This is a genomic window from Pedobacter miscanthi (assembly GCF_032678605.1).
Taxonomy (GTDB): Bacteria; Bacteroidota; Bacteroidia; order Sphingobacteriales; family Sphingobacteriaceae; genus Pedobacter; species Pedobacter miscanthi_A.
On sequence record NZ_JAVTSU010000005.1, the window covers coordinates 331,304 to 343,758 of the forward strand.

The 12,455-nt window shown below is 43.6% G+C and carries 6 protein-coding genes; 1 reads left to right on the forward strand and 5 read right to left on the reverse strand.

From position 1 onward, the window contains the following. The first annotated feature begins 23 nt into the window (after window positions 1-23). On the forward strand, window positions 24-1,019 hold the full coding sequence (locus R2R28_RS10220) for a metallophosphoesterase family protein (protein WP_316825582.1): 996 nt from the start codon (window positions 24-26) through the stop codon (window positions 1,017-1,019). 117 nt (window positions 1,020-1,136) lie between these two features. On the opposite strand, the gene R2R28_RS10225 is transcribed toward R2R28_RS10220, so the two are convergent. The 5 genes from R2R28_RS10225 to R2R28_RS10245 form a co-directional block, all read right to left on the reverse strand. After that, window positions 1,137-3,632, reverse strand: coding sequence for a zinc-dependent metalloprotease (locus tag R2R28_RS10225; RefSeq protein ID WP_316825583.1), 2,496 nt, complete (start codon window positions 3,630-3,632; stop codon window positions 1,137-1,139). Then, window positions 3,629-6,103, reverse strand: a complete 2,475-nt coding sequence (locus tag R2R28_RS10230; protein WP_316825584.1) for a zinc-dependent metalloprotease — start codon at window positions 6,101-6,103, stop codon at window positions 3,629-3,631. The genes R2R28_RS10225 and R2R28_RS10230 overlap by 4 nt, the downstream gene beginning before the upstream one ends. A 50-nt stretch (window positions 6,104-6,153) precedes the next feature. Beyond that, on the reverse strand, window positions 6,154-7,632 hold the full coding sequence (locus R2R28_RS10235) for a RagB/SusD family nutrient uptake outer membrane protein (protein ID WP_316825585.1): 1,479 nt from the start codon (window positions 7,630-7,632) through the stop codon (window positions 6,154-6,156). A gap of 10 nt (window positions 7,633-7,642) precedes the next feature. Then, on the reverse strand, window positions 7,643-10,948 hold the full coding sequence (locus R2R28_RS10240) for a SusC/RagA family TonB-linked outer membrane protein (protein WP_316825586.1): 3,306 nt from the start codon (window positions 10,946-10,948) through the stop codon (window positions 7,643-7,645). Window positions 10,949-11,193: 245 nt separating this feature from the next. Continuing rightward, on the reverse strand, window positions 11,194-12,309 hold the full coding sequence (locus tag R2R28_RS10245; RefSeq protein WP_316825587.1) for a FecR family protein: 1,116 nt from the start codon (window positions 12,307-12,309) through the stop codon (window positions 11,194-11,196). Window positions 12,310-12,455 lie beyond the last annotated feature (146 nt).

Consider the following 12,455-nt stretch of genomic DNA (forward strand, 5'->3'; position numbering starts at 1 on the left):
CTTCAAAACGCCATTTATAACCTATGAAAACTTTAAGCAGAAGAGCATTCATCAACGGCATGTTTGCCACCGGTGTGGTTTTACAAATTCCGGGTACGGTGCTTGCCAAGTTTCCGCCAAAAGCAACAGCTGTTAAAGCAGGTATCATTACCGATCTGCACCAGGATGTAATACACAATGGGAGCGAGCGATTGAATATTTTTTTAGACCACTGCAAAAAGATTAATCCAGACCTGATCATGCAAATGGGCGATTTTGCCTATCCAAACGAAAAAAACAAAGAACTGATTAACCGTTTTAACGATGCAAATAAAGAAACGTTACATGTAATCGGCAATCATGATACCGATTCGGGGCACACCAAAGCACAATGCATCAGTTACTTTAAAATGCCAGCCAGGTATTATACCAAAGCAGTAAATGGCGTTTGTTTTATTGTGTTGGATGGAAACGACAAAGGATCGCCTAAACACAAGGGAGGTTATCCGGCATATGTTAACGATGAACAGAAATTATGGCTGCAACAGCAGTTAAAAGAGATTAATAAACCCATTGTTATTGTTAGTCATCAGCCACTTGCCGGCGCCCTTGCAGTAGATAATGCCGCAGAAATACAGGAAATACTGAGTTCGGCCGCAGATAAGATTTTATTAGCCATAAATGGCCACACGCATATCGATTGCCAGCTGCTGATTAATAATATTAACTATGTTCACATCAACTCGGCCTCGTATTTTTGGGTTGGTGGTAAATACAGGCACAACAGTTATTCTGAAGAAATCCACCAAAACCACCCGTGGATTTCGAGTACCTGCCCTTATCAGGATGCCTTATTTACTACGCTCACCATTACTCCTTCAGCAGGTATAATACATATTGAAGGTAAAAAAAGCAATTGGGTTGGCCCATCTCCTAAAGCATTAAACTATCAGGATGAAACGGGCATATTGCCCGCAAAGGAAATTGTGCCTTTTATCCGTAAAAGGAAAATAATCAGCACAGCAAAAATAAAAATGTAAGGATGGTAAATGTGTAAACGGCAGGTTGATATGCTTTAAAATTTAACCACAAAAAAGCGACGCCCATCCGGGCTGCCGCAATTTTTCATTAAACTAACTATTTCAAAAAAAATAATCTTATTTACTCAACCTCATTGGTCTGTAAAGGGTTTCGTCCAAACGTAGGGCCAAATCTTCCAGGTGTGCCCTGTCCACTTTATCCAACGGTTTTTTTAAGTTGGTTTTGCAGCTCAGTAGCAACTGTTTGGCCTGGGCCTTTACCAGAGAGGCTCCATCGCCATCGGTTTTCGAAAGAGTGGTAATCAGACCGGTTAATTCGTTTACATAAATTTTTTGTAAAAATCTCCTGTTGGCACTGATGGATTTTCCATCCCTCAGTTCGCTAAAAATACCATGATACAAATCTGTTAAAAATGCAGGGAGGGTATAAGCCAGTGTTGCATTAGCTGTTTCTTCAGCACGGAGTTTGTTAAAAAGCTTTTCATCCAATAACTGTTGCAAACATCTTTTCTGGATGGCCTGGATGCTGCTAAAATCTGCACTGCTCAGGCGGTATAGTTTATCATCACGCAGCCATTCGGGTGTATTAAAAAGTTCGCGGTTTAAGAAAGCGAGTGCCTGCTTTTGTTTCAAAGCAGGTTCGAAACCATATACAGCACCCGTTTCGGTGTTGCTGCGTGGCGTAAATACCATACCCCCAATATAAGCCGTGGCATGTTTAATGTACCAATCGTACTGGTCAACCAGGGCTTTATAAATATCAGCTGTACGATCGTAAGGTGCACCGGGAACCTGTGTCCATTGCATCAGGTTTTTCTTAATGCGTTTTAAATTTTTAATCCCATAAGTTCCGGCCATTACCGCATCATCGCTTAAATCTTCACGTTGGTTTTGCGGGTATTTTGCCGAAGGATCGTCGCCAATACCAAAACGGAGGCGTTTATCTGCACCTACTTTTTCGGTTACCCATTCATCCAGCTTTGTTTTTTCGGCTACAGGTGATAATGAATCGGGCATCAGGCTGTAACCCCATTGGATGGCCCAGGTATCGTAGTCACCAATTCTCGGGAAAATCCCGCTCTGGGTGATATGATCTTCCGGCTGGGCAACATAATTGAAACGGGCATAATCCATAATGGATGGGGTATGGCCATGTGCCTCTACCCAGGCACGATCGCGTAGCTGGGCAATGGTGGTGGTTGATGATGAACCCCAGTTATGGCGCAAGCCTACGGCATGGCCCACTTCATGCGAAGAAACAAAACGGATGAGCTGGCCCATCAGTTCATCGCTGAATTTTGGTTTTTGCGCGGCAGTATCAATGGCACCGGCCTGTACAAAATACCATTTATACAATATTTCCATTACCGAATGGTACCATTGAATGTGTGATTCGAGGATTTCGCCACTACGCGGATCCTGCAGCGAATGGCCCATGGCATTTCCAATCGCAGAAGCTTTGTATACCATCACATTATGCCTCGAATCGTTAATATCAAAGGTTGTATCGGCCGGATCTACCTCTTTGGCCATAATCGCATTTTTAAAGCCTGCTTTTTCAAAAGCCGCCTGCCAATCGTTTACACCTGCAATAAGATATGGAATCCATTTTTTAGGGGTGGCCGGATCAATGTAAAAGATGATGGGTTGTGCCGGCTCTACAAGTTCCCCTTTAAAATAACGGGCACGGTCTTCGGGTTTTGGTTCGAGTCGCCATCGCCAGATATTGGCTTTGTTGCTGATGTGGCCTTCTGCATCAAAACTTTTATAATCGGCCGGTGTAACCCCAAAAAAACCTACACGTTCATCCAGTGCCCTGCTTTTCATCGGTATTTTAGAGAGTAAAATAATCGAACTGTTGTATTCGCCGGTAAGTACTGTGCTACCAGCGGCATAGGTTCGGGTACTAAATACCTCGATGTTTTTAGGATAGGCTTTAACGCTATTTAAAAAGGAACGCTCGGGCGCGAAAATACCTGGCATGGCCAGCATTTTAAGGCCGCTGAGGTAGCCAAATACTGGATTATCGCTATTCAGATAATCCGTAAGGTCAATAACGGCTGATTTGCCATCTTTACCATAACTTTTTACCGGGAAAATGGCATATATCGGTTCGAAGTTGTTTCGGGCAAGTGCTATGGTTAAATCAGGATTGGCATTTTCTGCACGTTCAGTATTGCTGATCAGGCGCAGGGCAATTTTATCCTGACCTGATTTTTCGAACCTGAACATCGATTGCCCGATCCAGTCGTTGCCATAACTGCACAATCCTCCAAGCGGATTCCGCCAATCCTGTGCTGATTTGGTAACACGGTTAACAGTAAAGAGTGAGCGGCCGATAATACTATCGGGAATTTCGAAAAGGTAACGGTCGCTTATCTGGTGCACCAGCATAAAACCTTTACTGGTTTTTGCACTGGCTGGTACCACTTCTGCGTAAGGTTTTGGCAGATCTTTTGGCAAGGCCGGCGCTGGCTTTGCAGTAATTACCTGCTTTGTGGCGGGCAGGGTTGCACTGTTCTTTTTATTTGGGCGCTGTTGTGCCTTGCCATTGGTGGTACAGGCAGAAAGGATAAACAGTGTTACTATGGAGGATAAAAAATAAGTTCTCATCGGGCAATTGAAAAAGGGTTAGTATTGCTTCTTTCGGGTTGTGCCGGATTGTGTAATCCGATGTAAAGACGTTCGTAAAGATCAGTTAAATGGGCCGCACCTACGCCCTGGTAGGCCCCGCTGCCGGTTTTGATCTTTTTTAATAAAGTGCCGGCATGCATGCGCAGTACCGATGAGAGATCAGAATCGCTTTTGGTAGAGCCTTGTACCAATACAACCAGTTTGTTTACATATACTTTTTGCAATTCGCGGCGGTTCATATTCAGTGGCTCATGTTTATTTAGTTCTGAAAATATCCCGGCAGATAGGTCGTTCAGGTAAGCAACAGGACTGTAACCTTTTTCTCCGCTGTTTTCGGCTGTTACCAGTTTAGCAAGCGTCCGGTTATCCAGCAGATCATTCAACAGTTCTTTCTGTACTTTGCCAACCAGGTCGAAATCGGTTTCTGTACGTTGGTAAAGTTTAGGGGAGTTGAGCCATTGTGGCGTTTTAAAGGCCTGAAGCTGGATAAACTGTAAGGCCTGTTGTTGTTTTGCCAAAGGTACAAACCTGAAAACATCACCTTTTTGGTCGCTGTTTTTTATATCTATGGCTACTCCTCCAATCAGGTTGGCTGCATGGCGCAGGTATTGGCTGTATTGGGTAATCAGGATTTTATAGGCTTCGCCTGCCGGTTGATAACCCTGTGTTAGGCTTACCGTCCAGCTTAGGAGGTTGGGTACTACTTTTTTAAGATTGGCAATGCCAAGGTTTCCGGCTTCAACTGCATCATTACTCAGGTCGCCGTTTTGATTGCGAGGATCGAGAATGTTTTTGTTGCCTGTGGTAGGTGCTTCTCCCGAATACATTTGCAGGCCTTTATTACTCCTGTCGAGTATAAGCGCACTTAATGTTTTGTTTTCGGGAGCAGGGAAATACCGGTAACCCCAGTTAATGGTATACAGATCGCTCTCCGAAATTTTGGCCAACAGGTTTTTGGGGTCGATGCCATCCTGAGGCTGTGCAGCATAATTAAGCAGTACCGGATCGGTAATGGAACCATTAAATGCATGGTTATTAAGCCAGTTATTATTGCGGAGATTGGCAACCGGGATGGCTGAAGATGCAGCACCGTTCGATTTTAAACCAAGGGCATTTCCCATTTGCTGACTGATGTACGTAGCCAGTAAGTTTCCCATCAATGCTGTGCTGAATGCCGGATGGTGGGCCTGCTGATCAACTGCACCAGCCTGTACCAGGTACTGGTTATAAAGTTTGTTTAAATCCTGCAGGTAAAAATTAAGCTGTGCCTGTAAAATCTCTCCCGTACGTGGATCGCGGATGATGCTACCCCAGCTTTCGCCTGAACCCGGTTTAAACACCACTCCGCTCAGGTGTGCATTTTCAAGGTAAACACTACCCGAATCTGCATGGGGTGACACCACTTCTATCGCATTTTGGAAACCTGCTTTTTCGAAAGCCTTGTTCCATGCCAATATCCCTTCAGCAAGGTAAGGGAGCCATTTTTGTGGAATTTGCGGATCGAGGAACATTTTGATCGGCGATTTAGGTTTACTTAGTTTCCCTTCATTATAAGCCTTTAAATCGGCAGGTATAAGGCGCCAGCGGTAAATATTCCCCAGGTTGATTACCCCCAAAGGGTTTTGGTCAAAATCGATATAATCTACCTGTTGAAAAGGAACCCTTTTATCTGCTGTACGCACATTCATTAACTGTTTTGGAAGCAAAATCATTGAACTGTTAATTTCGAAGGTAAAGGGTGCAAGGGCAGAGCTTCCTTTAGAAACAGGTTTGTTATAGGTTCTCACCATCCGGATAAATAAATTATCTGGATAGCCCTTAACTGATTCGAGGTAGGAACGGTCGTTTACCATAAGGCCAAGTCCGCTCGCTGTTTTCATCTGCTGGGCAAAACCAAAAAGTAAATTATCCTGGTTGAGGTATTCGGTAAGTTCGATTACCGTGGTATGCGTACTGTCGTTTGTTGCTTTAATGGCAAAGGCCTGTACAAGCGATTCTGAATTGTTGCGATCTAATGAACGTTTCATCCCGTTTACGGTGGTATCAGTTGCACGTTCCTTATAACTCTTCATTTTTACGAAAAGTTTGTTGCCAGGTCCTTTTTCGAAATGGAAAAGATTTTCGCCGATAAGGTCTCCGGCGTAACCAAGTGGATTATCAGCAGTACGAAAATCGGCAGCAGCCCGGCCCAAACGGTTTACGGTAAGAATTTCCCTTCCCAAAAGTGAATCGGGAATTTCCATGTAATATTTGTCATCTACCTGGTGCATGCTTACAAAACTATTATAGGTTTTGGCTTTGCTGGTAATGAGTGTTTTATAGGCACGCATGCGGGCGATCGGACTATTTGCCATGCTGTCTTTTACCTGCGCAGAAACAGGAAAATAAAAAAATAAGGCAATAAAGGGCGAAAAGACTTTAAAATAAAGTCGGTAGGGGATCTTTTTCATAAAAGTTGATTAAGCATGCTGCCAGGGTGTTTGGCAGCATGAATATAGTTTTATTGGTAATTTGGTGCTTGTGTTAGGTTGGGATTTAATTGCACATCGTTTAAGGGGATTGGCCAGATCTGTTTCCAGCTTGCCCAGGTAGTGCCTTTTAATATTGCAGCTGCCGTCATCACGGCATCAATTCTTCCGGTACGTTTCAGGTCGTAAAAACGGTGGCCCGATTCGCTGAACAGTTCGGTACGTCTTTCCTTTAAAATGGCATCCATGCAGGCATCCGGCGAAATTGTAGCAGGATAATCCGGAAGGGCATTGGCAGGAGTAGCCGGCCTGGCCCTTTGGCGTATCATATTAAGATCCTGTAAGGCAGCGGTTACATTGTTGTTCTGTTTCAAACGGGCTTCTGAACGGATCAGGTATTGTTCTGCCAAACGCAGCTGAATTAAAAACTCCGTTCCGTTAACCACCGATTTATACTTGGCCGGATAATAAAACTGCCCGTTTACAGGTGCTGCGGTTGTGGTTTTTAAAACCGTCCAGCTGTTTATTCTTTGATCGTTTGCTTCGAAACTGTTTAAAAGTGATGTGCTCATGGTACCCGGACTAATGTTGCCCAAAGTAACCTGTGTTGCGTTTACGGCTGGTGCGGTGGTATACAGGGAATAATCGCGTACAGCATTACCGGTAGTAGGTGCTATGGCCCAGATGGTTTCGCTGCTGTTGGCCAAAAATACGTTTGCAAGAGTTGGGAGCTGGTAAAGGATGCTATTGGCAATTACTTTTGTTGCTTCTGCCTCTGCACCGGCATAATTTTCCATATATAAATAAATCCGGGCAAGCAATGCGGCAGCCGCAAATTTATTGGGGCGTGTTCGGTTTGGTGTGCTTGCGCTAAGCCCGTCCAGATAGGCTTCTCCCAATAAACTTTCGGCCCTTACCAGGTCTGCAGCCATTTGTGCATATACCTGTGCTTTTGGTGCCCGCGGCAGAAAATTGGTTGCAGCATAATCAGAATTCAATGCCAAAGGAACATCACCATAAAGGTTAACCAGGTCGAAGTAACTAAATGCCCGCATAAATAATGCTTCGCCCATCCATTGGTTGTAGCGCGAAAGATTGCTTTTGTGCGACTCAATATTTTCGATGGTAAGGTTACAGTTGTACACCTGGCGGTAAAGCGTTATCCATTGTGTAGAATTGGTAGAGGTAAGGCCATCGAGGTAAAACTGTGAGGTAGTTGCCGCAATAGAATTTACACTCGCTGCCTGGATCTGGGTTAAATCATCTGCATATAGGCCGGTACGGAAACCAATAGTTTCGTATTGTGTATTTGCCCCGTTATAAAGGATGCTTCCGGACGCAGTGCTAAAAATACCGGTAAGTACGGCTCCGGTTGAATTATCGTTCAGGTAAGCACCTTCTGTCGCAAAGCGATCGGTAGGTAAGGGGATTTCCAGAAACTTTTTGCAGCTGCTTAAAAGTGTAATGGAAACAATAATGGAAATGAATATATAAGATTGAATCGTTTTCATGTTGTGGAAATTAAAGCGTAACGTTTAAACCAAGATTAAATACTTTTAATGGCGGAAGCGAAACCAGCGAGAGGTTTTCCGGATCCAGATCGTGGTATTTTGAAATCGTTAAGAGGTTTTGGCCCTGCAGGGTAACCCTTAAGTTGTTTACATGTAACCTTTTTAAATACGCTTTAGGCAGTGAATAAGATAAACTCAGGTTTTGCAAACGTGCGTAAGTAATACGCTCGTAAGCCCCCGAACTTTGCCTGAAAATGTTTTGGCCAAACAGGTTAGTTAAAAAGTTGGTGGTTGCCCTGGGCACATTGGTTACATCGCCAGGATTTTGCCAGCGGTCTAACGCCCAGGCAGTGGTATTCCGGTCGAAATAACCTGGCAGGTAACTTAATTGCCCCTGGAAGTTGCTCCCCATTTTGTTTACTAAAGCCACCGAGAAATCTAAAGAAAGACTCTTGTAATTGAACGAGTTAGATATACTTCCGAAATAACGCGGTGCCAGGTCTACATTAATGTTTTTATCATTGGTGCTTAAGCCGGTTAAATAAGCACCTTGAACACCTGCTGCATTAACATAGTTATAATCACCTGTTTGTGGGTTTACACCAACATAATTGAAAACTTTGATGTTGCTAACCGATTCTCCCAGCACATAGTTGAAATTTGGGGTAAGGTACTGCTCAGGCATGGCAATTACTTTGCTTTTAGGTAAGGTCAATACTGCACTGGTAGACCAGCTGAAGTTTTTCCCTCGGATATTGGAACTTGATAAACTAAACTCAAGTCCGGTATTTTGAATTAAAACAGGAGAGTTCAGCGAAACATTTGGGAATCCGGTTACATTAGAAAGTGGCTGACCAATTAACTGATCTGAAATTTTGTTTTTATAATAACTCGCATCAATCAAAAAACGATCTTTTAAAAAGCCTAGCGAAATTCCGTAATCCTGTTTTTTATTCGATTCCCAGTGCAGGCTGTTGTTTGCCAATCCATTAGACGTAAATACGGTGTTGTTTAAATACGGGGTACCTGTTGAGTAGGATGACAGGTATTGGTAGTTCGGTATGCCATCGCCCCCGGTGGTACCATAACTGGCACGCAGTTTACCAAAGCTTAAGAAAGGAAGATTTTCTTTAATGAGTTTTTCTTCACTGAAGATCCAGCTTCCTCCAACCGAAGTAAACCATCCGAAACGGTTTTCGGGTGCAAATTTGGTAGAACCATCGTACCTCGCACTAAGATTAATGATGTATTTATTGGCCCAGTTGTAATTCAGGTTTCCAAAATACCCCATATAACGTGTTAACGATTTGTTATAAGTGGCAGTTACTGTTGTGCCTGCCGCTGGATTGTTTAAGCGGGCATCGGCTACAAAACCTGTTCCGGTAATCTGGTTCTGATAAATCATTTTATCCTGAAAAGTTGCACCGGCAATCGCCGTAATGTTCCCACGCTTGCCCAGCGCCCTGGTATAACTGGCATAAGGCTCGAAAGACCAGGTGCGGATGTTATATACATTACTGGCACTGTTTGCCTTCGCAGTTGCGGCTAAATCATTAGGTGCAAATACGGAGGTAGGTACCTGGCGCAGCTCATTGCCCGTAAGTAAATTATACCCTACAAGTGCTTTAATGGTAAGGCCTCTAACTGGTTTATAAAGTAGGGTAGTATTACCGAGCAGGTTATTGGTTATGCCTCGGTAATCGGTATTGATATAAGCATAAGGGTTGGCGTTAGAAATCCAGTTTAAGCTCCCATCAGCGTTAAAATAAGAAGGTCCGTTTGGTGCACGTAAAGTTGCCCCATCGCCCGTAAACTCGTAAGGAAGCATGGTGTTTACGGTAGAATTGAACAGGGTAGATACTGTTATATTAAACTTTTTATCTTTCGTATTGGTACTCAGGTCAACCTTCAGGCCGCCATCGCGGTTATAACCCTTAGAGCGCAGTACATTGCCCTGATCGTTAAAACTGCCGCTTAACGAATAGCTGGTAAGTTCGCTGCCACCGCTGTAACGTAAATTTGCCCGCGTACTCCAGGCTTTAAAATTGGTAAGTTCTTTAGACCAGTTGGTTTCTGCATCCAGCGGATAGGTTCCGTTAAGATCAAAATCTGTCGGACCAACAGCAAGGCCATCGTTTTTAAGGGCCTCGCGGCGTAACATCAGGTAATCTGCTGTTCCCAACAAATCAGGGAAAGTACCCACCACGCTTAAGCTGCGATCGAGGTTAACATTTAATGAAGGATCACCGTTTTCGTTATAACTGCCTTTTTTGGTGGTGATTAAAATTACACCATAAGCACCCCTCGATCCGTAAATGGCAGTAGCATCTGCATCTTTTAATACGTCGATGCTTTCAATATCTTCAGGGTTAAGGTAGTTTAATGCATTTCCACCTTGTTGTGCAAGCGTGCCTGTACCACGGTTATTGCTTAAAGTAGGCAATCCGCCTGAAGTTCCGTTAGGGTTAAAATTGGTACCACCTGCAGGGTAGGGCACGCCATCAACAATATATAAAGGATCTACATTGTTGAAACCGTTAATGCCACGGATTTTTACATTAAACGATCCGCCAACCTGCCCCGTATTCTGTATAATCTGTAAACCCGGAACTTTATTCTGGATCATCTGTAATACATTAGGCACAGGGCTTTTAGCCAGTTCTTCGCTGGTAATGGTGTAAGAGTTGCCTGTACTTAATCTTTTAGAAGTGGTGGTATAGGCCAATACCTGTACCTGATCGAGCTGGCTGTTATTTTCTTCGAGGGTAATATCCATTACCCGGTTTGCCGTAATTTTGACTTCTTTACTCAGATAGCCAAGATAACTGAACACCAGACTGGTATTTCCTTCTAAAAGTACAGCACGATAAGTACCTTTTATATCCGAAATCCACACTTGCTTAGGCCCTGTGCCCTTTGCTGTGATGGTTACGCCAGGTATGGGGCTGCCATCTTTTGTCGCAATTTTACCTGTAATCACAATCGGCGCTTTAATTCCGCTAACTTCAACCTGTGTTTTAGGCAGGGCCTTAGTAATCACCACGGTTTTATTCACTACATAATAATCGAGGTCCGAACTGGATAAAATCCTCGCCAATGCTTCTTTTAAAGGAACATCTTTTAAAGTAACCTTAATCAGCGGATAATTTTTAAAAAGTCCTGAATTGTAAAAAAAGGTATGGCCACTCTGTTTTTCAAGCTTTTCCAGCAGGTTTTCGATGCTGATGTTTTTTTCAGAGATACTGATGTTCTGACTGTATACGGTGGCACTTACCTGTACACAGCATACGAGCATGATCAGTGTGAATATCTTCATTATCTTCGATAGTTTATGGCAGCGTTTGGGTAGCGCATACCACGGTTGATACAAAGTAGAAATTTGCATACTTTTGTTTGGTTGGGTTGATGGTTATAAGAAAATTAGTCGATTTTTAAGTACAATGCCTGACCATATTATCCGGGATGTGTTGACGCACATTCCGGCTTTTTAGTCAAACAAGCTTTAATCCGGCACTGGCCTGGCCAGCCTGAATTTTGAGGTGTTGTTGCTGTTATTCTTTTCTAATAGACGATTATTTTACGTTCATTTATTTTAAAGCGGATTCCGCCCCGTTTTAGGATTTCTAATACTTGTGTGAGGTTTTCTTCCCGTGATACCTTGCCGCTAAAGTGCTCCTGTGGGATATCGCCCTGGTAAATCACTTCTACATCATACCAGCGGGCCACCTGGTTTAAAATTTCGGGTACGCTGGCCTCTTCAAACTGGAACTCACCATTTTTCCATGCCACTGCAAGCCCGGTATTTACGCTGGTAAATTTTTGGATCTGCTGTGCGTTGTTTTCTGTTCCGGCCGCTTCGCCAGGTAATAACGAAACCGATTTTCCGTGCGATGAAACTTTTACGGCACCCTCCAGTAAAGTGGTTAGCTGCATGGGGTCGCCTTTATAATAATGCACGTTAAAGTGGGTGCCTAATACTTCAATCTGTTCATCACCTGCGTATACAACAAAGGGAACACGCGATTTTCCGTCTGACGTTTTCTGATGGGCAACTTCGAAATAAGCCTCACCCTGTACCTCTACACTGCGCTGGCTGGTACTAAATGCTTCAGGATACCTGATGCTCGAAAGTGCATTAAGCCATACATGCGATCCATCGGGTAAAATCAGTTCATATTTTGCACCTTTCGGTGTAGCAAGTGTATTGTACCTGCCCGGCGAAGCATTTATATTTGAAGGCGTGTAAATAATCAGCCCTTTCTTTTTACTGATCTGTAGCCCTGCCAGTTTTCCGTCTGTTGCCGTATCCAGCGAAATGTGCCGGCCATCTGCCAGGGTAAGCACAGCCTGATCGCCGCCCGGGGCAATATCGTTTGTTAGTATAGCATTCCTTTCCATTTGCTTCCCGTTGTTAAACACCACAAATACAGCACCTGTTATCAGCAAAATGGCAGCAGCAGCGCTGAGGATTGCAGGGTTAAACCACCTCAGTTTACGAATTGGAGTGGCCATACCAATACTTTCGCGGGTTTTAGCATAAATACGCGATTGTACCGCATCATTATGCTGCTCCTGATGGTAAGGGACCTGGACGGAAGCGTACCAGAGTTCGACCTCCAGGCGCTCCTCTTCGGTTGCCGATCCTTCGAGGTATTTTTGAATGAGTTGTTGTTGCACGTTATATTTTTCTATAGGTTTTAGAGTATATCGTTTATCCTATAAAAAAGTACCACGCTGTTTTTTATTTTTTTTATAAAAAAAGAGAAAAAAATAAAAATATATACGAAAATTGCTGTTTTTTGCTGTTGAGCGGTGGAATTTAT